This is a genomic window from Pseudomonas sp. AC239, assembly GCF_979258545.1.
In genome coordinates this window covers 341,410-362,806 of the sequence record NZ_OZ409864.1, presented here as the reverse complement: position 1 = coordinate 362,806, position 21,397 = coordinate 341,410, and the positions used below count along the sequence as shown (strand labels likewise).

The 21,397-nt window shown below is 61.3% G+C and carries 22 protein-coding genes; 11 read left to right on the top strand and 11 right to left on the bottom strand.

The features are described from left to right. Positions 1-108: 108 nt before the first annotated feature. Entirely contained in the window at positions 109-900 is a 792-nt protein-coding gene (locus tag ACZ0AZ_RS01705) for a dienelactone hydrolase family protein (RefSeq protein ID WP_463538604.1), read from the bottom strand. 143 nt (positions 901-1,043) lie between these two features. Here ACZ0AZ_RS01705 and ACZ0AZ_RS01700 point away from each other — a divergent pair, with 143 nt between their 5' ends. The 3 genes from ACZ0AZ_RS01700 (at position 1,044) to ACZ0AZ_RS01690 (ending at position 3,818) form a co-directional block, all read left to right on the top strand. Then, positions 1,044-1,649 (top strand): hypothetical protein, encoded by a 606-nt coding sequence (locus tag ACZ0AZ_RS01700; protein ID WP_463538603.1) that lies wholly within the window; start codon positions 1,044-1,046, stop codon positions 1,647-1,649. Positions 1,650-1,797: 148 nt separating this feature from the next. Continuing rightward, positions 1,798-2,475: a response regulator transcription factor gene (locus ACZ0AZ_RS01695; RefSeq protein WP_016773623.1), complete on the top strand. Its 678-nt coding sequence runs from the start codon at positions 1,798-1,800 to the stop codon at positions 2,473-2,475. Further along, entirely contained in the window at positions 2,472-3,818 is a 1,347-nt protein-coding gene (locus tag ACZ0AZ_RS01690) for an ATP-binding protein (RefSeq protein WP_024013980.1), read from the top strand. Before ACZ0AZ_RS01695 ends, ACZ0AZ_RS01690 begins: the two co-directional genes overlap by 4 nt. Before the next feature lie 95 nt (positions 3,819-3,913). On the opposite strand, the gene ACZ0AZ_RS01685 is transcribed toward ACZ0AZ_RS01690, so the two are convergent. Next, entirely contained in the window at positions 3,914-4,912 is a 999-nt protein-coding gene (locus tag ACZ0AZ_RS01685; RefSeq protein ID WP_463538602.1) for an AraC family transcriptional regulator, read from the bottom strand. 347 nt (positions 4,913-5,259) lie between these two features. Between ACZ0AZ_RS01685 and ACZ0AZ_RS01680 the strand changes: the two genes are divergently transcribed. Together ACZ0AZ_RS01680 and ACZ0AZ_RS01675 are read left to right on the top strand one after the other, a co-directional pair. Continuing rightward, the gene (locus ACZ0AZ_RS01680) at positions 5,260-6,594 is read left to right on the top strand and encodes a dicarboxylate/amino acid:cation symporter (protein ID WP_039757846.1); all 1,335 of its coding nucleotides are present in this window, start codon (positions 5,260-5,262) and stop codon (positions 6,592-6,594) included. A 267-nt stretch (positions 6,595-6,861) separates the two neighbouring features. Further along, entirely contained in the window at positions 6,862-8,043 is a 1,182-nt protein-coding gene (locus ACZ0AZ_RS01675) for a CaiB/BaiF CoA transferase family protein (protein WP_463538601.1), read from the top strand. A 108-nt stretch (positions 8,044-8,151) separates the two neighbouring features. Here ACZ0AZ_RS01675 and ACZ0AZ_RS01670 read toward each other — a convergent pair whose 3' ends face one another. Beyond that, positions 8,152-8,646, bottom strand: coding sequence for a SprT family zinc-dependent metalloprotease (locus ACZ0AZ_RS01670; RefSeq protein WP_129997424.1), 495 nt, complete (start codon positions 8,644-8,646; stop codon positions 8,152-8,154). Between the two features lie 147 nt (positions 8,647-8,793). After that, positions 8,794-9,396, bottom strand: coding sequence for a Yip1 family protein (locus ACZ0AZ_RS01665; protein ID WP_016773629.1), 603 nt, complete (start codon positions 9,394-9,396; stop codon positions 8,794-8,796). A 425-nt stretch (positions 9,397-9,821) separates the two neighbouring features. On the opposite strand from ACZ0AZ_RS01665, the gene ttcA reads away from it, so the two are divergent. Both ttcA and ACZ0AZ_RS01655 read left to right on the top strand, forming a co-directional pair. After that, positions 9,822-10,646, top strand: coding sequence for a tRNA 2-thiocytidine(32) synthetase TtcA (gene ttcA / locus ACZ0AZ_RS01660; RefSeq protein ID WP_039757843.1), 825 nt, complete (start codon positions 9,822-9,824; stop codon positions 10,644-10,646). Between the two features lie 81 nt (positions 10,647-10,727). Continuing rightward, positions 10,728-11,402, top strand: a complete 675-nt coding sequence (locus ACZ0AZ_RS01655; RefSeq protein WP_016773632.1) for a DNA-3-methyladenine glycosylase I — start codon at positions 10,728-10,730, stop codon at positions 11,400-11,402. An 88-nt stretch (positions 11,403-11,490) separates the two neighbouring features. On the opposite strand, the gene ACZ0AZ_RS01650 is transcribed toward ACZ0AZ_RS01655, so the two are convergent. From ACZ0AZ_RS01650 to arsC, 3 genes are read right to left on the bottom strand one after another with little or no spacing between them, the layout of a single operon-like run. Beyond that, on the bottom strand, positions 11,491-11,916 hold the full coding sequence (locus ACZ0AZ_RS01650) for a DUF2069 domain-containing protein (protein WP_310405466.1): 426 nt from the start codon (positions 11,914-11,916) through the stop codon (positions 11,491-11,493). Next, positions 11,916-12,512: an NAD(P)H:quinone oxidoreductase gene (wrbA, locus tag ACZ0AZ_RS01645; RefSeq protein WP_039757841.1), complete on the bottom strand. Its 597-nt coding sequence runs from the start codon at positions 12,510-12,512 to the stop codon at positions 11,916-11,918. Before wrbA ends, ACZ0AZ_RS01650 begins: the two co-directional genes overlap by 1 nt. Beyond that, entirely contained in the window at positions 12,509-12,862 is a 354-nt protein-coding gene (gene arsC, locus ACZ0AZ_RS01640; protein WP_039757840.1) for an arsenate reductase (glutaredoxin), read from the bottom strand. Before arsC ends, wrbA begins: the two co-directional genes overlap by 4 nt. 113 nt (positions 12,863-12,975) lie before the next feature. Between arsC and ACZ0AZ_RS01635 the strand changes: the two genes are divergently transcribed. Then, the gene (locus ACZ0AZ_RS01635; RefSeq protein ID WP_016773636.1) at positions 12,976-13,440 is read left to right on the top strand and encodes a TlpA disulfide reductase family protein; all 465 of its coding nucleotides are present in this window, start codon (positions 12,976-12,978) and stop codon (positions 13,438-13,440) included. A 141-nt stretch (positions 13,441-13,581) separates the two neighbouring features. Here the strand turns inward: ACZ0AZ_RS01635 and ACZ0AZ_RS01630 are convergent, their stop codons facing one another. Beyond that, entirely contained in the window at positions 13,582-13,986 is a 405-nt protein-coding gene (locus tag ACZ0AZ_RS01630) for an META domain-containing protein (protein WP_463538600.1), read from the bottom strand. After that, entirely contained in the window at positions 13,986-14,420 is a 435-nt protein-coding gene (locus ACZ0AZ_RS01625; protein WP_016773638.1) for a hypothetical protein, read from the bottom strand. The genes ACZ0AZ_RS01630 and ACZ0AZ_RS01625 overlap by 1 nt, the downstream gene beginning before the upstream one ends. 134 nt (positions 14,421-14,554) lie before the next feature. On the opposite strand from ACZ0AZ_RS01625, the gene ACZ0AZ_RS01620 reads away from it, so the two are divergent. Beyond that, the gene (locus ACZ0AZ_RS01620) at positions 14,555-15,013 is read left to right on the top strand and encodes a hypothetical protein (protein WP_039757837.1); all 459 of its coding nucleotides are present in this window, start codon (positions 14,555-14,557) and stop codon (positions 15,011-15,013) included. A gap of 5 nt (positions 15,014-15,018) precedes the next feature. Here ACZ0AZ_RS01620 and ACZ0AZ_RS01615 read toward each other — a convergent pair whose 3' ends face one another. Together ACZ0AZ_RS01615 and ACZ0AZ_RS01610 are read right to left on the bottom strand one after the other, a co-directional pair. After that, positions 15,019-16,008 carry a 2-hydroxyacid dehydrogenase gene (locus tag ACZ0AZ_RS01615; RefSeq protein ID WP_463538599.1) on the bottom strand — a complete coding sequence of 330 codons (990 nt, stop codon included), beginning with the start codon at positions 16,006-16,008 and terminating at the stop codon, positions 15,019-15,021. A gap of 81 nt (positions 16,009-16,089) precedes the next feature. After that, on the bottom strand, positions 16,090-18,843 hold the full coding sequence (locus tag ACZ0AZ_RS01610; RefSeq protein ID WP_463538598.1) for a response regulator: 2,754 nt from the start codon (positions 18,841-18,843) through the stop codon (positions 16,090-16,092). A gap of 206 nt (positions 18,844-19,049) precedes the next feature. Here ACZ0AZ_RS01610 and ACZ0AZ_RS01605 point away from each other — a divergent pair, with 206 nt between their 5' ends. Further along, entirely contained in the window at positions 19,050-19,772 is a 723-nt protein-coding gene (locus ACZ0AZ_RS01605) for a response regulator transcription factor (protein ID WP_129997415.1), read from the top strand. After that, entirely contained in the window at positions 19,759-21,183 is a 1,425-nt protein-coding gene (locus ACZ0AZ_RS01600) for a histidine kinase sensor domain-containing protein (protein WP_463538597.1), read from the top strand. The genes ACZ0AZ_RS01605 and ACZ0AZ_RS01600 overlap by 14 nt, the downstream gene beginning before the upstream one ends. Positions 21,184-21,397: the final 214 nt, after the last annotated feature.

The following is a 21,397-nucleotide window of genomic DNA, read 5'->3' as shown; positions in this document are numbered from 1 at the left end:
CGGTAAAGCCTCCGCGAGCAGGCTCGCTCCCACAGGATCTTCTGTGCGACAGATATCCGGTGTGGGAGCGAGCCTGCTCGCGAAAGCCACGCCTCGGTCGTTACTGACTCAACCGAAAACCTTCTTGAAGAACGCCTGCATATCCGCCCATGACTTCTCGTCCGCCGCTTTGTTGTAACCAATGTCCGGCCCGCCATGCTCGCCATGGCTCAAACGATCGGCATCCGGATTGCTGAAACCATGCTTGGCGCCATCCAGACTGACGAATTGATAGTCCGCCCCGGCCTTGTCCATCTCTGACTTGAAGGCGGTGACGTGGTCCTGAGTGACCATGCTGTCCAGCGCACCGTGCTCGACGAGGATTTTCGCCTTGACGCTGCCCGGAGTCGCCGGGGTCTTGGTTGCCAGCGCGCCATGGAAACTCACCACACCGGCCAGCGGCACACCCTGACGCGCCGCATTCAGCACCACGCCGCCACCGAAGCAATAGCCGATGGCGGCGATTTTGTTCGGGTCGGTCTGCGGTTGCTTCTTCAGCAGATCGAGCCCGGCGGCGAAGCGCTTACTGGCAGCATCGGCGTCCTTGGTCGCTGCCTGCATGAAGGCCATGGCGTCTTTCGGGTGCTCGGTGTTTTTGCCTTCGCCGTACATATCGATGGCCAGCGCGCTGTAGCCGAGTTCGGCGAGGTCTCGCGCGCGGCGCTTGGCGTAATCGTTCAGCCCCCACCATTCGTGAACCACGACAACGCCGGGGCGTGGGCCTTTGATCGCGTCGTCATAGGCGTAGTAACCGATCAGTTGGCTGCCGTCGGCGCTTTGGTAGGAGATTTCCTCAGTCTTGATCGCAGCCTGGGTGAGGCTGCTGACCGCCAGCAAAGTCAGGGCGAGGAACAGGCGCATGGTCGGGTCTCCTTATTGAAAGTGGTCAGAACAGCCTAGTCGATCTGGTTCAGGTCTGGTTCAGAGACGGTTCAGGGGCCGTACAGGGGCGGCTGAGTAACCTTGCGCCATACCCAAACAGCACTGTGAAAGAGGAAATACCCATGACTCGTATCAACAAACTGCTGCTGGCTTTTACCCTGTTAGGCTCCAGCATCGCGGCCAATGCCGACGACACCAGCAACTTCGCCGGCCTGACGTTCGGCCAGACCAGCGACAAGATCGACAAGTCCCACGCGCTGAACAATAACCTTGGCCACCCCAACGCCACCGGGGCCATCGACGGCAACAACACCTACGGCATGCGCCTCGGTCAGCAAAACAGCCAGGGCCGCTACTACGCCACCTACGACAACGTTTCCGGCTCGCACAATGGCGTTAAACTGCGCCAGGAAAATCTGCTCGGCAGCTATGACCTGTTCTACCCGGTGGGCGGCAGCACCAAACTGTTCGGTGGCGCCACCGCCGGTCTGACCAAGCTGACGCAGGATTCGCCAGGCTTCAGCCGTGACAGCGACATGGGTTACGCCATCGGTGGTCAGGTCGGTGTGTTGCAGCAGGTTTCGCAGAACACGTCGGTGGAACTCGGTTACCGTTACCTGCGCAGCAACGCCAGCACCGAAATGAAAGAGAGCGGCGGCAGCAAACAGGGCTCGCTGGACTTGACCAGCAGCGCGCAGACCTACCTGTCGGCCAACTACTATTTCTAAGCGGTTGCCGCCGATTGAAGTGTGGGAGCGAGCCTGCTCGCGAAAGCGATGTTTCATTCAACATCATCGTTGACTGAATGACCGCATTCGCGAGCAGGCTCGCTCCCACAGGTTGTGACTGGAGTGTTCAAGTGATGGGGAGAAGGACATGAAACTGTTGGTCGTCGAAGATGAGGCGCTGTTGCGTCATCACCTGCAAACCCGCCTGACGGAAAGCGGTCATGTGGTCGAGTCCGTGGCCAATGCCGAGGAGGCGCTGTACCAGACCGGACAGTACAACTTCGATCTGGCAGTGATCGATCTCGGCCTGCCGGGCATGGGCGGCCTCGACCTGATCCGCCAGTTGCGCTCGGGCGGCAAGACCTTTCCGATCCTGATCCTCACCGCGCGCGGCAACTGGCAGGACAAGGTCGAAGGCCTCGCCGCCGGTGCCGACGATTACGTGGTCAAGCCGTTCCAGTTCGAAGAACTCGACGCACGCCTCAACGCATTGTTGCGCCGCTCCAGCGGTTTCACCCAGTCGACCATCGTTGCCGGGCCGTTGCTGCTCGACCTCAATCGCAAACAGGCGAGCCTTGATGAGCAGCCGCTGGCGCTGACCGCCTACGAGTACCGCATCCTCGAATACCTCATGCGCCATCATCAGCAAGTGGTGCCCAAGGATCGCTTGATGGAGCAGCTTTATCCGGACGATGACGAGCGCGATCCGAATGTCATCGAAGTGCTGGTCGGCCGTCTGCGGCGCAAACTCGAAGGCCCGGCCGGGTTCAAGCCGATCGACACCGTGCGCGGCCTCGGCTACCTGTTCAATGAGCGCTGCACTTGATCCGTTCCCTTCGCGTTCGCTTGATGCTCGCCGCCACCACGTTGGCGGTGTTGTTCATGCTTGCCTTGCTGCCGGCGATGCAGGGTGCGTTCAGCCTTGCCTTGCAGGATTCGATCGAACAACGCCTGGCGTCCGACGTCACCACACTTATCTCCGCCGCGCGGGTGGAAAACGGTCGGCTGGTGATGCCGTCGCAATTGCCGGACGAGCGCTTCAATCTCACTGATTTCCGCTTGCTCGGCTATATCTACGACCGTGACGGCAAACTGGTGTGGCGTTCGAAAGCGACTCAGGAAGAACAGATCAACTACAAACCGCGTTACGACGGCCTCGGTAACGAGTTCGCGCGGATCCGGGAAGCCAGCGGTCAGGAGTTCTTCGTCTACGACGTCGAAGTCAAATTGCTCGGCGGCAAAAGCGCAGCGTTCAGCATCGTCGCCCTGCAACCGGTGCGCGAATACGAAACCACTCTCGAAGGCCTGCGCGAAAACCTCTATCTGGGCTTCGGCGCGGCATTGCTGGTTTTGCTGGCGCTGCTATGGATCGGCCTGACCTGGGGCCTCAAGGCCTTGCGCCGCTTGAGCCAGGAACTCGACGAAATCGAAGGCGGCACTCGCGAAAGCCTCACGGAAAAACACCCGCGTGAACTGCTGCGCCTGACCGGCTCGCTCAACCGCCTGCTGCTCAGCGAACGCCAGCAGCGCAGCCGCTACCGCGACTCCCTCGACGACCTCGCCCACAGCCTGAAAACCCCCTTGGCGGTGCTGCAAGGTGTCAGCGAAGACATGGCGCAGCGCCCGGAAGACCGCGACCAGGCTTGGGTCCTGCAAAGCCAGATCGAACGCATGAGCCAGCAGATCAGCTACCAACTGCAACGGGCCAGCCTGCGCAAAAGCGGCCTGGTGCGCCATCAGGTGCGCCTGCAACCGGTGCTCAAAAGCCTCTGCGATACGCTGGACAAGGTCTACCGCGACAAACACGTGCGCGTGACCTTTGATCTGCCGGAACATTGCTACGTGCCGATCGAGCAGGGCGCCTTGCTGGAAATGCTCGGCAACCTGTTGGAAAACGCCTATCGCCTGTGCCTCGGCGAAGTGCGGGTCAGCGTGCGCGAGTCACTGGCCGGGATCGAATTGTGCGTAGAAGATGACGGGCCGGGTGTACCGCTCGATCAGCGCGCGCGGATTCTCGAACGCGGCGAGCGTCTGGACGCCCAGCATCCGGGGCAGGGGATCGGGCTGGCGGTGGTCAAGGACATCATCGAAAGCTACAACGCCCGTTTGGCTTTGGGCGATTCGCCGATGGGCGGGGCGGCGTTCAGGATTCATTTTCCTGCGGTGTGAAGGTTGGCCGTGCCGGCCTCTTCGCGAGCAGGCTCGCTCCCACCTTGAAACGCATTCCCCTGTGGGAGCGAGCCTGCTCGCGAAGGCGTCTGACTTCACAACTCCTGCGCCCGATAAGCCCCCGGTGTCAGCCCCGTCCATTTCTTGAATGCCCGGTGAAACGCCGAAGGCTCGGAAAACCCGAGCTGCTCGGCAATCTGCTGCAATGACAGATCCGCCCGGCCCAGATGATAGATGGCGATATCCCGCCGCAGCTGATCCTTGAGCTCCTGAAAACTCGTGCCTTCCTCACGCAAATGCCGCCGCAAGGTTTGCGGGCTGATATGCAAATGCGCGGCGACGGCTTCCAGATCCGGCCAATGTGCCGCGTCGCGGCTGAGCAAGCGGCGCAGGCGGCTGCTCAGGCTGTCGCCGTCGTCCGGACGTGAGAGCAGGTCGGCGGGGGAGCGTTCGAGAAAATGTTTGAGCGTGCGTTCGTCCTGCAACAGCGGCATGGCCAGGTAGCGACTGTGAAACAGCAGGCTGCTCTGCTCGGCATCAAAGGTCAGCGGGCAGGGGAACAGCAAGTCGTATTCGCCGCCGTGCTCGGGGCGCGGATAGCTGAAAGACGCCTGCTCGAGGCGAATGCGCTGGCCAATCATCCAACTGCCGAGGCGATGCCAGATCACCAGCAGGCTCTCGGTCAGAAAGTGATCCGGATCCCACCACTGCGCGTCGTCCAGGCTCAAACGCACCCATTCGTCTTCGCGGCGCAGAGCCAGGCGCGGGGCGTCGGGGAACAGGCTATAAAACAGCAAACCGCGTTGCAGAGCCTTCTCCAGGTTGCGGCAGTGAATCGAGGCGTGGCACATCATGGCGAAGCTGCCGGGCTTGCTCGGGGCGTTACCGAAACCCAGGTATTCGTCGTCCAGCGCCAGCCACAGCCCTTGAATCAGCCGGGTGAACTGCTCAGGGGCAATCCGCGCGCGGGGCTCGTCGAGCAACTCCGGGCTGATCCCCATTTGCTGTAACAGGCCTGAATAATCCAGGCCGCGCCGGCGTGCGCCGCCAAGAGCGGCACGGGCGAAATGGCTGGCGATGGTGCGTTCGCGCATAAGCGGCAATCCTTGTTCAGGCACCGATCGTAATGGCGGGCCGGCAACGTCACAAGGCGGATTTCCGCCAAATTGCAGGACGCTGGACGCTCAGTTGGCGGAAATCCGCCATGCCACAAGTCACTGATTGGTGACAGGAAAATCCCGCAGGCCCTGATATCAAAAGGCTTGCTGCCATTCGCACCAATCTGGCACGACGTTTGCGATACAAGCGACAGAAGCGTGCATTTTTTCCTCCCGGGAGGATGCCGTTCCAACAACAAATCCCTCCAGTGCAGGAGGGTTCGCAATTAAGGTTCGGCGCTCGACAGATGGATGTTGCCGCTGGACGCTTGAGGAAACCTGCAATGACGACTCGTCAGCCACTGTACAAATCCCTGTATTTCCAGGTGATCGTTGCCATCGCCATCGGCATCCTGCTCGGTCACTTCTATCCGCAGACCGGTGTGGCCCTCAAGCCACTGGGCGACGGCTTCATCAAGCTGATCAAAATGGTCATCGCCCCGATCATCTTCTGTACTGTTGTCAGCGGCATCGCCGGCATGCAGAACATGAAATCGGTAGGCAAGACCGGCGGCTACGCGCTGCTGTACTTCGAAATCGTTTCCACCATTGCCCTGCTGATCGGTCTGGTCGTGGTCAACGTTGTGCAACCGGGCGCCGGCATGCACATCGACGTCACCACCCTCGACGCCTCGAAAATCGCCACCTACGTGACGGCGAGTAAAGACCAGAGCATTGTCGGCTTCCTCCTCAATGTGATCCCGAACACCATCGTCGGCGCGTTCGCCACCGGTGACATCCTGCAAGTGCTGATGTTCTCGGTGATCTTCGGTTACGCCCTGCATCGCCTCGGCTCGTACGGTCGTCCGCTGCTGGACATGATCGATCGCTTCGCCCACGTGATGTTCAACATCATCAACATGATCATGAAACTGGCGCCGCTGGGTGCGTTCGGTGCCATGGCGTTCACCATCGGTGCCTACGGTGTCGGCTCGCTGGTGCAACTGGGCCAGTTGATGATCTGCTTCTACATCACCTGCGTTCTGTTCGTCGTGCTGGTGCTGGGTGCGATCTGCCGGGCTCACGGTTTCAGCGTGTTCAAGCTGGTGCGTTACATCCGTGAAGAACTGTTGATCGTACTGGGTACGTCCTCGTCGGAATCGGCACTGCCACGCATGCTGATCAAGATGGAGCGTCTGGGCGCGAAGAAATCGGTAGTTGGTCTGGTGATCCCGACCGGTTACTCGTTCAACCTCGACGGTACTTCGATCTACCTGACCATGGCCGCCGTGTTCATCGCCCAGGCGACTGACACGCACATGGACATCACCCACCAGATCACTCTGCTGCTGGTACTGCTGCTGTCCTCCAAAGGCGCGGCGGGTGTGACCGGTTCGGGCTTCATCGTGCTGGCCGCGACACTGTCGGCGGTAGGTCACCTGCCGGTGGCCGGTCTGGCGCTGATCCTCGGTATTGACCGCTTCATGTCCGAAGCCCGCGCACTGACCAACCTGGTCGGTAACGCTGTTGCGACCATCGTTGTGGCCAAGTGGGTCAAGGAGCTGGACACCGATCAACTGCAAGCCGAGCTGGCTTCCGGCGGTCGCGGCATCTCCGACGAGCGTGAAGAAGACGACCTGGGTGTGGCTGAAGGCCCAACCCCGAGCAATGTGAAGTAAATACAAGAACTGCGCATCAGTACGATGTGAGGTTGTAAAAAATCCCTTGTGGTGAGGGATTTACCCCCGATTGACTGCACAGCGGGCCTCTTCTTCCAATTCCAGAGAAGGGGCCGCTTTGCGACCCATCGGGGATAAATCCCCTCGCCACAGGGGTTTTTTCTTGCCCGGGATTTGAGCGCAACGGTCACACCTGCTGACATTTGCGGTGATTGCCGCATCGACAATGGCTGCCTAGGCTGAGTGCATCGCCCAAGGAGTTTGCCCATGTCCGCACCGCTGGCCTCACTGAATATTCTCGATTTCTCGACCTTGCTGCCGGGGCCGTTCGCCTCGTTGCTGCTGGCGGACATGGGCGCCGAGGTGCTGCGCATCGAATCGCCAACCCGTATGGATCTGCTGCGGGTGTTGCCACCGCATGATGGCGGGGTATCAGCCAGCCACGCTTATCTGAACCGCAACAAGCGCAGTCTGGCGCTGGATCTGAAACAGCCCGAAGCGCTGCAGATCATCAAGCAACTGCTGGGCGAATACGACATCGTCCTCGAGCAGTTTCGCCCCGGGGTGATGGAGCGTCTGGGCCTGGGTTATGAGGCATTGAAGGCGATCAACCCAAAGCTGATTTATGTGTCGATCAGCGGTTACGGCCAGACCGGGCCGTACAAGGAGCGCGCCGGGCATGACATCAACTATCTGGCCCTGGCGGGACTCGCCAGCTACACCGGACGCGCCGACAGCGGGCCGTTGCCGCTGGGCATGCAGGTGGCGGACGTGGCGGGCGGCTCGCTACACGGCGTGATCGGCCTGCTGGCAGCGGTGATTGCCCGTCAGCAAACCGGGCAGGGCACCCATCTGGATGTGAGCATGACCGATTGCGCGTTCAGCCTGAACGCCATGGCCGGCGCGGGATATCTAGCCTGTGGCGCGGAACCGGGTTGGGAAGACCAGATGCTCAATGGCGGCAGCTTCTACGATTATTACCGCACCCGGGATGGGCGCTGGATGTCGGTGGGCAGTCTGGAACCGGCGTTCATGCAGCAACTGTGCACGGCGCTGGGCCGACCGGAACTGGCAGCGCAAGGATTGTCGCCGAGACCTGAGCAGCAACAGGCACTGAAGGAGGCGTTGCGGATCGAATTCGAGCGACATGATTTTGCTGAGTTGTGTGAGTTGTTTGCCGGCGTCGATGCGTGTGTGGAGCCGGTATTGAGTCTGGGTGAGGCGGTGCGCCATCCGCAGCTACAGGCGCGGGAGTTGATGACACAAGTGCCGCGCGGCGATGGCACGACGCAGGCGCAGATGGCTTGTCCGTTGAAATTCTCCGAGGCGTTGCCGGCGCCAAGGCATGTTGGCGCCGGGTTGGGGCAGCATACGGATGAGGTGTTGGGGGAGTTGGGATTGAGTGCTTCGAAGATCGCTGAGCTGCGTTCCGCCAGGGTGATTTTGTAGCGCCCTGGCGCCGCCTTCGCGAGCAGGCTCGCTCCCACATTGAAATGCATTCCCCTGTGGGAGCGAGCCTGCTCGCGAAGGGGCCATTCAGGGCACCGCAGGAACTGACTATTCCACCCGCATCTCACCACTGAACACCAATGTCGTGCGGCACCGTCGGCAGAAGTAGCGACGTCCTTTCCCGACCAGGCCATGACGCTGGGCGGTAAACGGGAAATCACTGTCGGGACACGGGCATTTGTAGATATAGCGGGTCACGCTGCGCCGCTTGATTTCATAGGTGTGGCAGCGGTCCGGCGGCAATTCGTAGACGCCACGCATGATCAGTTGCCACTCCTCGCCATGGGGCTGGATGCGGTCGCCGAACAGTTGATGCGCGATCAGGTGCGCAACTTCGTGGGCCACGGTCTGCTTGAGGAAGTGCTCGGTGTTTTCCCGGTACAGCTGTGGGTTGAAGCGCAGCAGGTTCTCGTGCAGATGCGCGACACCGGCTTTCTGCCCGCGCAGCTTGAGACTGACCACGGGGCGTTTGAAGGAGCGTTTGAAAAAGGATTCAGCGAGTTGGTAACAATCTTCGACGCGGGTATTGAGTTGCTCGGGCATGCTTGATGGATCTCCAGAGACGCCGAGTATGCCGTAACCCCGGCGACTTGCGAATCGCCGACCTGCCGAATGGTCGTCGCCCAACGAGAAGGCCGCCTTGCGGCGGCCTGTATTGGCAGATGTTGTTTTTCTCAGGGAGGAAACAGGTCAGTTGGTATAGACCGGGCCGACACCCAGGCCCCAGACAATCACGGTGAATGCCATGATCGCCACCAGCACCACCAGGCCGACGGCAAGCACCGAGCTGGAGAACAGAAAACCTTCATCCGAAGGAATGTTCATGAACGTCGGCAGGCCGACATACAACAGATACACCGTGTAGCAGATGGCCGCCGTGCCGACGATCATCCCCAGCCACATGTGCGGATACAAAGCGGCCAGCCCACCCACGAATAACGGTGTTGCGGTGTAAGTGGCAAACGCCACGCAACGGGCCAGGCTCGGGTTGGCGTCGTAGGTGCGCGCCATCCAGTGCACGAAGGCGCCCATCACCGCGACCCCGCCGAGCATGGCCAGGTACGACATGATGGTCATCCACAAGGCGCTTTCGAACGTGAGCATCACCGGCGCGCGATTGCCGATCACCCAGCCCACCTGGGTCGTGCCGATGAACGCCGAGACCGCAGGGATCGCCGCCAGGATCAGCGTGTGCGTCAAGTACATGTGGCTGATGCTTTCCTCTTGGTCGCCACGGATCTCTTTCCATTCCTGATCGGGGTGGGTAAACAGTCCCACTACGTGATGGATCATGCCATTCACTCCTCTTGTCATTGCCATCGCCCCCCAACGGAGCGCCTACGGGCCAAGGTGGCCGAGCAAATACAGGTCTAAAGACGTGTGCGACCTTATGTCGCAGTATAGGAAGGACTCCAGCGCACCGGTATGCCGGGCTTAGAGCAAATCGCGCTGTAAACATTGCAGGTAATCGCCTCGGGGTCTTGCGGGGAAGGCATTTTTGAGGTCGAAACACTTTTGTGGCGAGGGGATTCATCCCCGTTCGGCTGCGCAGCAGTCGCCAAGCCATTCACCGAGCAGTGTCAGGCGATACGAGTTCTCGGGTTTCAGGGCTGCTTCGCAACCCAGCGGGGATAAATCCCCTCGCCACAGATGCTTCGCGCTACTGGGGTTTTTGCGTAAAATGCCGGCCTTTCGTCACACCTCACGGATTTCGCGTCATGGGCACTCTTACGGTCAACCAGAACAAACTGCAAAAGCGCCTGCGCCGCCTGGCCGGCGAAGCGGTCGCCGATTTCAACATGATCGAAGACGGCGACAAGGTCATGGTCTGCCTGTCCGGGGGCAAGGACAGCTACACCATGCTCGACGTGCTGATGCACCTGCAGAAGGTTGCACCGATCAAGTTCGACATCGTCGCGGTGAACATGGACCAGAAACAGCCGGGCTTTCCCGAGCACGTGCTGCCGGCCTACCTGAAAGAACTGGGCATCGAGTATCACATCGTCGAGAAGGACACTTACTCGGTAGTCAAGGAACTGGTGCCGGAAGGCAAGACCACCTGCTCGCTGTGCTCGCGCCTGCGTCGCGGCACGCTGTACACCTTCGCTGACGAAATCGGCGCGACGAAAATGGCCCTCGGTCACCACCGCGACGACATCGTCGAAACGTTCTTCCTCAACATGTTCTTCAACGGCACCCTGAAAGCGATGCCGCCGAAACTGCGTGCCGACGATGGCCGCAACGTGGTGATTCGTCCGCTGGCGTACTGCAACGAGAAGGACATTCAGGCCTACTCGGACTTCAAGCAATTCCCGATCATCCCGTGCAACCTCTGCGGCTCGCAGGAAAACCTGCAGCGTCAGGTGGTCAAGGAAATGCTCCAGGACTGGGACCGCAAGACCCCGGGCCGTACCGAATCGATTTTCCGCAGCCTGCAGAACGTGGTGCCGTCGCAACTGGCCGACCGCAACCTGTTCGACTTCACCAGCCTGAAGATCGACGAAACCGCGGCTTCGCGTTTCGTCAATGTCGTCAATCTGTAAACACATCCTGTAGAAGCAGGCCCTGTGGTTGAGGGGACAGCTTCTGCATGTGTTATTCATTTCCAAACCTCAGGAGAGGGCATGCGCGATTACAAGTGGCTGCACGAATACTGTCTGAACCGTTTTGGTTCGGCGGCTGAACTGGAAGCCCATCTGCCCGTTCCCAAGACCCCCGCTCAACTGCGCAAGATCCGCGACGACCGCTACCTGTCGACCATGGCCCTGCGGGTTTTTCGCGCCGGGCTCAAGCACAGCCTGGTCGACGCCAAGTGGCCGGCGTTCGAAGAAGTGTTCTTCAAGTTCGATCCGGAAAAAGTCGTGCTGATGAGCGCCGAACACCTGGAGCGGCTGATGCAGGACGCGCGGATCATCCGCCACCTCGGCAAGCTGAAAAGCGTGCCGCGCAATGCGCAGTTCATTCTTGATGTGGAAAAGGACAAGGGCAGCTTTGGCGCGCTGATCGCCGACTGGCCGGTGACCGATATCGTCGGCCTGTGGACATACCTGAAGAAACACGGCCACCAACTCGGCGGGCTGTCGGCGCCACGCTTTTTGCGCATGGTCGGCAAGGACACGTTCGTGCCCAGCTACGACGTGGTCGCGGCGCTGAATGCGCAGAAGATCGTCGACAAAGTGCCGACCAGCCAGCGTGATCTGGCAACGGTGCAGAACGCCTTCAACCAGTGGCACGAACAGAGCGGCGGCCGGCCGATGAGCCAGATTTCGATGATGCTCGCCTACACTGTGAACCATTAAGGACGAGTCGCCCCTTTCGCGAGCAGGCTCGCTCCCACATCTGGAATGCATTCCCTGTGGGAGCGAGCCTGCTCGCGAAAGCGCTTGGTCAGGCGACGCTGATCTCGCCTTCGCCCGCCAATTTGCGATTCAACTGATAGCGCCAGCGCACATACAGCAGCGCCGAGCAGAACACCGCCAGGCTCGCGGCCATTTCCAGCAGGCCGAACAGCTGCCGGTTGGGATCGTACGCCGCCAGTGCGCCTTTGATGAAATACAGGTTCACCACAAAACACATCCACGAATGACCACGGGCGCTGCCCATGATCATCGCCGGGGCGAGGACCAGCCACGGGATCAGCTCGACCAGCAGAATCACCCACGGCCGCGCGCCATGCAGGTCGGCGAACAGCAGATAATAAGCGGCCAGCAAGCCGGCGAGGGCGAAAAAGCTCAGCAGGCTGAGCACGCGCATCGCCTTGACCCGTGGCTCAAGCCACGCCACCGAGGGCAGAACTTTCGGCTTCTTCGCCATCAGCTCACCAGTTTCTGTGCGGTTTTCGCCAGACGCAGACCGAGTGCGCGACACAGCGCCACTTCGTGTTGATCCAGGCCACTCTTGCCGTCGGCACCAGCGTGATGGCTGGCGCCGTAAGGCGTGCCGCCACCTTCGGTTTCGAGCAGGGCCGATTCGCTGTAGGGCAGGCCGGTGATCAACATGCCGTGATGCAACAGCGGCAGCATCATCGACAACAGCGTGGTTTCCTGACCGCCGTGCAGGCTGGCGGTGGAGGTGAACACGCCGGCCGGTTTGCCGACCAGCGCGCCAGTCAGCCAGAGGTTGCTGGTGCCGTCGAGGAAGTACTTGAGCGGCGCGGCCATGTTGCCGAAACGCGTCGGACTGCCCAAGGCGAGGCCGGCGCAGTTCTTCAGATCATCGAGGCTGGCGTAGAGCGCGCCCTCATCGGGAATCTCCGCCGCCACCGCTTCGCATTCGGTGGAAATCGCCGGCACTGTGCGCAAACGCGCTTCCATTCCGGCCTGCTCGATGCCACGGGCGATTTGCCGGGCCATCTCGTTGGTCGAACCGTTGCGGCTGTAATAGAGAACCAGAATGTACGGCGTGCTCATGGCAACAACTCCAGCACGTTTTCCGGCGGGCGACCGATGACGGCCTTGTCACCGACTTCGAGAATCGGCCGCTCCATGAGTTTCGGGTGCGCAGCGATGGCGTCGATCAGGTGCTGTTCGCTGAGGCTGGCGTCCGCCAGGTTCAGGGTTTTGTATTCCTCTTCACCGCTGCGCAACAACTGCCGCGCACTGATCCCGAGTTTGCCGAGCAAGGCCTTGATCTGCGCGGCGCTGAGCGGCGTTTCCAGGTAGCGCACGACAGTCGGAGTCAAGCCGCGGGCTTCGAGCAGTTCCAGCGCGCCGCGGGATTTCGAGCAGCGCGGATTGTGATAAAGCGTCAGATCGGTCATGGCGGGTCGCTTCTGGCGTAAAGTGGCGGCTATTCTAACTGTGCGGCGCGCAATCCAGAACCGTCAGAGGCGATGGGTCGCAGGCGCTTTCGAATTTTCACAAGGAACACGACATGACACGGCGATTGGCAGCGGCATTGACGATTCTCGGGGCGTTGATGCTGGGGGGCTGCGGCAATGATTACGGCATCGACCAGAACGGCCAGAAGGTTGCGTCCGAACGTCTGGACAAACAATGGGTGGTGCTCAATTACTGGGCCGAGTGGTGTGGCCCGTGCCGCACGGAAATTCCTGAGCTGAATCATTTGGCTGATGAGCTCAAGAGCAAGAATGTCGGGGTGTTCGGGGTCAACTTCGACAACGTGCAGGGCGCGGAATTGAAAGAGGCGAGTGAAAAACTCGGCATCAAGTTCACCGTGCTGGCGCAGGATCCGGCCGAGCTGTTCGACCTGCCGCGCAGTGAAGCGCTGCCGGTGACGTTCATCATCGATGACAAGGGCAAGGTGCGTGAACAATTGCTGGGCGAGCAGACGGCGGCAGGGGTGATGGCGAAGCTGGAGGCGTTGCGGAACAAGTAACCTGTGGCGAGGGGATTCATCCCCGTTGGGTCGCGAAGCGGCCCCATGCGCAGTTCCAGGCGAACTGCAAACTCAGGGCTGCTACGCAGCCCAACGGGGATGAATCCCCTCGCCACTGGTCCCCGCGGGCACAGAAGGGGCTCAGCCCTCTTCCAGCCACCAGCGCAATGGCTTGCCTTGAGCCGGCCAGAAGCGCACCTGCTCGATCGGCGAAATGTCCCAGCGCTCGACTTTCTCCAGCGCCTGCAAGAAGCGTTGTTCCTGCTCCATCAGCGCCGGGGCGCAGAGTTTGCGGGTCTTGCCGATCTTGCCAAAGGTCAGCTTGTCGCCGTCCTGCGTATAAGGCGCGAACCAATGGTTGCAGCCACCGTTGCCATAAGCGCGGCCGTCATCGCCGAGGGTCACAGTCAGATGGCTGTAATCCATCAGTGGCCGCTCGCCGATCCATTCCAGGATGTAGCTGCGGTTGTGCTGCAGTTGCACCGGCTCTGCGGCACAACCAACCAGGCCGACACCGATCAGTGCGGTCAGGGCAAGCCGTTTCATCACGCAGGCTCCTGGCATTTCGGGCACAGGTGCTTGTCGCCCACGGCTTTCCAGCCGAGCTCGGCGATGCGCGCGGTGGCGGCGGGTTTCTCAGCGGACTTGCCGAGTTTGGCATCCACGGCGAATTCGAAGCTCAGCTCTTTCGCGCAGCTGTCGCAGTTGACCTGCCAGGTGTGAATCGCCAGTTCGCCAAACACCGGGCCTGTGGTCATTGCGGTCCATTGGCCTGGCGGGTTGATCAGGTGGCGGACGGTGTCGACGGTCAGGCGCATGGACAAATCCTTGCTGCCTTTGAGCGTGACCAGCAGGGCATCGCCAATACGGATCGAGCCACCGTTGCCGGTCACCTGATAGCGGCCCGGAACCAGGGCGCGGCATTCGGTGAGGGTGTGTTGCGGGTTCATCAGGGTGTAGCGGAAATCGTGTTCGACCATGGGTCCTCCAAATATGCGCGACATGCTAGCACGGGCTCGATTGCAGAATGATGCGCGCGTGCGACCTTCGATCCGGTTCAAATGAGAGCACAGTCATGGCAAACTGCCGGCCCCCGAATCTGAAGGAACGGAACATGGCGCTGATCGAATGTTATGAATGCAAGCGGAGCATCAGTTCCGAAGCGCTGGTGTGCATTCACTGCGGCGCGCCGATGGCCGAACACGCCGCCATGCAGGCGCAATCCACTGCTGCAGCGGCGCAGACCTCGACGATTTCCTTCGGCAGCTTGCCTCGCAACAAGGCTGTGCCCGAGGCGGTTGCGCCACCAGTGGCCGAGCCGCTGCCCAAAGTGATGCCGGCGGCAGCAGGGCGTCGCCGTCGTCAGCAGGCTGCGGAACAGGCACGCCAGGCACAACAACCGCTGAACGCCGATGGCAGCCGTCCGGTGGAAGGCTGGCTGAAAATCATGGTGTTTCTGTTACCAGCGTTTTTTGTCTGGTTCCTGCTGCGCAGCGGCCACTCCAGCAAGCAGCGCCTGCTCGGTTTCGGCTGGCTGGGCTTGCTGATCCTGGCGTCTTCGTTGCCCAAGTAGACGATTCAACCCTCGACCAGGTTCTGCGGCGCCCCCGCCGCCCAGGTCGCGATGTTGTGCAGGGTGGTCGCGGCAATCGCGCCCAGCGCCTCGCGCGTCAGGAACGCCTGATGCGCGGTGATGATCACGTTGGGAAACGTCAGCAGCCGCGCCAGCACATCGTCCTGCAACGGCAGGTCGGAGCGGTCCTCGAAAAACAGCTGGGCTTCTTCCTCATAAACATCCAGCCCCAGATACCCGAGTTGGCCGTCCTTCAGCGCGTCGATCAGTGCCGGCGTGTCCACCAGACCACCGCGCCCGGTATTGATCAGCATCGCCCCCGGTTGCATGCGCGCCAATGACTGGCGATTGATCAGGTGTTTGCTTTGCTCGTTGAGCGGGCAATGCAGGCTGATGATCCGTGACTCTGCGAGCAACTCCGGCAGGCTCAGGTAACGTGCGCCCAACGCCAGCACGTCGGGATTGGGATACGGATCGTAAGCCAGCAAATCACAGCCGAAGCCATGCATGATTTTTGCGAACGTTGCGCCGATCTGCCCGGTGCCGACGATGCCGACGGTCTTGCCAACCAGATCGAAACCGGTCAGGCCATGCAGGCTGAAATCGCCTTCGCGGGTGCGGTTGTAGGCGCGGTGCAAGCGACGATTGAGGGCGAGGATCAGCGCCACCGCATGTTCGGCCACGGCGTGCGGCGAGTAGGCCGGCACACGCACCACGGCCAGGCCGAGGCGTTTCGCCGCCGGCAGGTCGACATGGTTGTAACCCGCCGAACGTAAGGCAATCAGCCGCGTGCCACCAGCAGCAAGGCGTTCCAGCACCGGGGCGCTGAGGTCGTCATTGATGAACGCGCAGACCACTTCGTGCTGTTCGGCCAACGCCGCCGTATCGAGGCTCAGTCGCGCCGTTTGAAAGTGCAGGTCGAGCCCGGCCGGGCAGTCGGCGGCGAGGAAGCTGTCGCGGTCGTAGGTCTGGCTGCTGAAAATGATCGTGCGCATGAATCCTCCTGGAACATCGACGCGGGCCGCAATGGCCCGCGACAACTGTAGCGCTTTGCGCGCGCCGTGCCTTGCCGTGGATCAGGCGCTGATGCGCGCCTGCGCCGCAAGTCGATTGATCGAACGCTCCAGTTCATCCAGTGCGGCGGCGGCTTTCGGATCGTCCTGCTTGAGCAGGGTTTCGCTGCGCTGGCAGGCGGCGCGCAGTTGTGGCACGCCGCAATAACGGGTTGCGCCGTGCAACCTGTGCACGCGTTCGAGCAGAGCATTCTGGTCGTGACTGTCACGCGCGGCGCGAATCGCTTCGCGGTCGGCTTCCAGCGACGCCAGCAGCATGGCCAGCATGTCCGCCGCCAGATCGGCCTTGCCCGCCGCCAGGCGCAAGCCTTCCTCGTGATCAAGCACTGGCAGTTCCTGCTGACTCGCCGCGCTGTCGCCGCTGCGCTCCGGCGCCTGATTGCGCAGGGCCAGTCCGGTCCACTTCAACACCACTTGTGCCAGTTGCCGCTCGCTGATCGGTTTGGTCAGGTAGTCGTCCATGCCGCTTTGCAGCAGCGCGCGTTTTTCGTTGGCCATGGCGTGGGCAGTGAGCGCAACAATCGGCAGCGGCGTGCAATGCCGCTCGCTTTCCCACTGGCGAATGGTTTCGGTGGTCTGGCGACCGTCCATGCCCGGCATCTGCACGTCCATCAACACCAGATCGAAAGATTCGCTCTGCACCGCTTTGACTGCCGCGTAACCGCTTTCCACTGCGAGTACGCGGGCGCCCATGTCTTCGAGCAGGGTTTGCACCAGCAACAGATTGGCCGGGTTGTCGTCGACACACAGCACGCGCGGCGCACGGCTCGACAGCGGTTCGCCCGGTTCGCTGCGGGTCTGGCGCGGATTGACCAGATCGGCCAAGGCCCGGCGCAATTTGCGCGTACACGCCGGTTTGGCCTGAAGCTGGCTGTGCGGGTTGGGCACCGACAAATGGAACAGCGTCTGCTCGGTGGTCGGGCACAGCACCAGCACTTTGCAGCCCAGGTGCTCGAGGTCCCAGATATGCTGGTTCAAGCGTTCCGGGAGCATGTCGTTGCTGGTGATGCCGATCACTGCCAGATCGATCGCCTGATCGGTCTGATGCGCGCCGGTGACGCCATTGCTCAGGCTCTCCAGAGTATTGAACGGCGTAACTTGCAGTCCGCAGTCTTCCAGTTGATGTTGCAAGGCCTGACGCGCCAGTTCGTGATTTTCCAGCACCGCCACGCGGCGTCCGAGCAATGGCGCGGCGGGCAGGTCTTCGGCATCGTCGCGGGTTTTGGGCAGGCTCAGGCTGATCCAGAATTCCGAACCTTCGCCCGGCGTGCTGTCGACGCCGATCTCGCCGCCCATCTGCTCGATCAGGCGCTTGGAAATCACCAGCCCCAGCCCGGTGCCGCCGGGTTGGCGCGACAGCGAATTGTCGGCCTGACTGAAAGCCTGGAACAGCGCGCGCACATCCTGACTCGACAGACCGATGCCCGTGTCCTGAATGCTGATGCGCAACTGCACGCTGTCTTCGTGTTCGTCTTCGAGCATCGCCCGGGCGACGATGGTGCCTTCGCGGGTGAACTTGATCGCGTTGCTGACCAGATTGGTGAGGATCTGCTTCAAGCGCAGCGGATCGCCGACCAGCGACAGCGGCGTATCGCGATAGACCAGGCTGACCAGCTCAAGCTGCTTGGCGTGCGCGGCCGGAGCGAGGATGGTCAGGGTGTCCTGCAACAGGTCGCGCAGGTTGAACGGAATGTGATCGAGTACCAGTTTGCCGGCCTCGATTTTCGAGAAGTCGAGAATCTCGTTGATGATTCCCAACAGGCTGTCGGCGGACTTTTCGATGGTGCCCAGATAGTCGAGCTGGCGCGGGGTCAGTTCGCTTTTCTGCAACAGGTGAGTGAAGCCGAGAATGCCGTTGAGCGGCGTGCGGATCTCGTGGCTCATGTTGGCGAGGAATTCGGATTTGATCCGGCTGGCTTCCAGCGCTTCTTTGCGCGCCAGGTCCAGCTCGATGTTCTGTATCTCGATGGTTTCCAGATTCTGCCGCACGTCCTCGGTGGCCTGATCGACGCTGTGCTGCAATTCTTCACGAGCGTTCTGCAGGGTGCCGGCCATGCGGTTGATACCCGAGGCCAGTTCATCCAGTTCCTGGCTGCCGAGGGGCGGCAAGCGGGTTTCCAGATGACCGTCCTTGAGCTGCGCAACTGCTTGTTTGATCTGGCTCAGCGGACGATTGATGGTGCGGCCCATGCGCAATGCGAGGAGGGCGGCGCCGGCAAGTCCGGCGGCGATCAGCAGCAGGCTGGCGAACAGGCTGCGATAGCCGCGCAGCAACATGCCGTTGTGCGACAGCTCCAGCTCGACCCAGCCGAGCAGCCGTTCGGATTCTTCGGGAATGATTTCACCGGCGAGGTTGCGGTGCTTGCCGAACACTGGCATCAGGTAGCGCGTCGCGTCATTGCCGCTGCGTCGTTGCAGTAGCGCGCTGTCGCCGCTCGGTGCCTGATTGAGCATGGTCGGGCCGGCGTGGGCCAGAGGCGAGCGGTCCGCCGCGAGGAAGGTCACCGCGCGCACGTCGGGTTGTTCAAGGGACTGGGTGGCGATGCGTTCAAGCAGGTCGGCGTCACCGTGGCCCATCGCCGGCGCGACCAGTGGCGCCAGTTGCTCGGCGATCATTTCGCCGCGCTGCATCAATTGGCTCTGCAGGTCGGTCTGCTGCGTCCAGGTGAAATAGCCACCCAGCACCAGCGCCATCAGGCTGGTCGGCAACAAGGTCAGCAACAGCACGCGACCTTTGATTCCCAGTTTCTTGAGCACGCCTATCTCCCGCATCCCGCTGATCTGTTGACACATGCGTGCATCCGGCACGCGACATGGGCGCAGTGTAGCGATTTGCAGGCGGGCAATCTTGCGGAAAATGCAGCGCCGCCCAGGCACTCGTTCGTCCGACAGGCCAAGCTTGTGTTGCCCGCTGTCGGACAATCTTGAATAATCCGCCAACTGAGAATTACTTGCAGATACTCATGACTCCTGTTTCCGTTGGCCAGCCACGCATTCTTTCCATTGAAGACGATCCGGTCCTCGGCGCGTACGTGCACGAGCATCTGGGCCGCAGCGGTTTTCAGGTGACCTGGTGCCAGAACGGCCAGGAAGGTCTGAACATCGCCCAGCGCCAGCCTTTCGACGTGGTGCTGATGGATATTCTACTGCCGGGGCTCGATGGTCTGCAGTTGTTGACGCAATTGCGGCAGAGCCATTCGACGCCGGTGTTGCTGATGTCGGCGCTGGGTGCCGAGGCTGATCGCATCAGCGGTTTCCGCCTCGGCGCCGATGACTATCTGCCCAAGCCGTTCAGCATGGCCGAGCTGCATGTGCGCATCGAAGCGATCCTGCGCCGGGTTGCGCTGGATCGGCGCCCGCCCGCTGTCGCCCCTGCGGTCGTCAGCGGCACCCTGCGTTTCGACGATGATAACTGCGACGTGTTCTTCCGCCAGCAAGCCGCCGGGCTGACCCGCAGCGAATTCCGTCTGCTGGAAACCCTGCACCGCAACAACGAAGAAGTGCTGAGCAAAGCCTTCCTTTATCAGCACGTATTGCAACGCGGCTATGCCGCGCACGACCGCAGCCTCGACATGCACATCAGCCAGATCCGCCGCAAACTCAAAGCCATCGGTTACACCGAGCGCGAAGTGCGTACGGTGTGGGGCAAGGGCTACGTTTTGAGTGCCGCCGATGAAACTGTCTGAACTGCCGGGGCGGCATTCGCTGTTCTGGAAACTGGCGTGCCTGTTGGTGGCGTTCTGTCTGCTGATGATCTGGTTGAGCTGGTCGTGGGGTCGCTACATGGAGGAGCGCAACCAGTTCCTCTCCAGTGACGCGCGCAGCACCCTCAGCCGTTATGCCGCGCAAGCCGAACAGGCGTGGCAGCGCGGCCGGCGCAATGGCGTCGATGACTGGTTGCAGAGCATGGAATTGCGCGAGGCCAGTTGGGTCGGGGTGATCGGCGCTGATTTGCAGTCGCTGAGCAGCCAGCCCTTGAACGCGGCGGAGGTGCAGCACCTGACCTTTTTGCGCGGCCTCGACTGGCCGATTCACAAGAAGGGCCGACCCTGGCTGCGGCTACCGTTCCCCCAGGATCCGGCGGCGGGCATTCTGGTCATCGAATTGCCCGAGCGTTTTGTGCCAGGCAAATACCGGGTGTTCTGGCGGGTGATCACCAACGGCGTAATTCCCGGGTTGTTCACTCTGTTGCTCTGCGTCGGTTTGTATCGCCTGTTGGTGGTGCCGCTGAACAACCTGCGCGAACAGGCCAATGCCTGGCGTGCCGATCAATTGAATGTGCGCCTGTCGAGCGGTATCACCCAGCGCCCGGATGAACTCGGTGAGCTGGCGCGGGCCTTCGACTCTATGTCCGAGCGCCTGCAAACCACAGTCGCCTTGCAGCAGCAGTTATTGCGTGACTTGTCCCACGAACTGCGCACGCCGCTGAGCCGCCTGCGCGTGGCCAGCGAAAGCGAACAGAGCCTGGCGCCATTGCGCGAGCGCATCGGCCGCGAAGTCGATGGCATGCAACGGCTGGTCGAAGACACCCTGCAACTGGCCTGGCTCGACACCGACCGCTCGCCGTTGCCGGATGAAGCGATCCAGATTCAGGCGCTGTGGGAAATGCTCACCGACAACGCCTGTTATGAAAGCGGCTGGCCGAGTCTGCAACTGCAATGCTCGGTCGAAGCATCGTGCTGGGTGCGCGGCAACCTCAATGCCCTGGCGCAAGCGCTGGAAAACATCCTGCGCAACGCCATTCGTCACTCGCCCGAGGGCGGGATTGTGCGGCTCGATGCACGGCGCGATGGCGAGTATTGGCATTTGTGGCTGGAGGATCAGGGCGGCGGCGTGGCTAACGAAGATCTGCAGCGAATCTTTTCGCCGTTCATTCGATTGGATGGATCGAGACCCGGGGATGGTGGCTTTGGCCTGGGCTTGAGCATTGCGCGCAACGCGGTGCAACGGCAGGGTGGGTTGCTCTGGGCGGAGAATGGCGGGGCGGGGTTGCGGTTGAATTTGCGCTTGCGGGCGGATGATGGTGTCGCCCATGCGGACGCCTTCGCGAGCAGGCTCGCTCCCACAATGGAGCTCGGTTCGCCGCAGGCTGTGTGATCTACCGTTAATAGTGTCATCACTGCTGACACTAAATCCTGTGGGAGCGAGCCTGCTCGCGAATTCCAAGCATCACCACGAGAACTGAGTGTTGCGCAAATAAGAGTCGCACCACTGGCGCGACTTTTATTTGCTTATTCCCATAAACCATAAGCACCGCACTTTGCGTGATATGGCCTGCGCGGGTTTGCCGGTATGATAGGCGCCCCCGCAC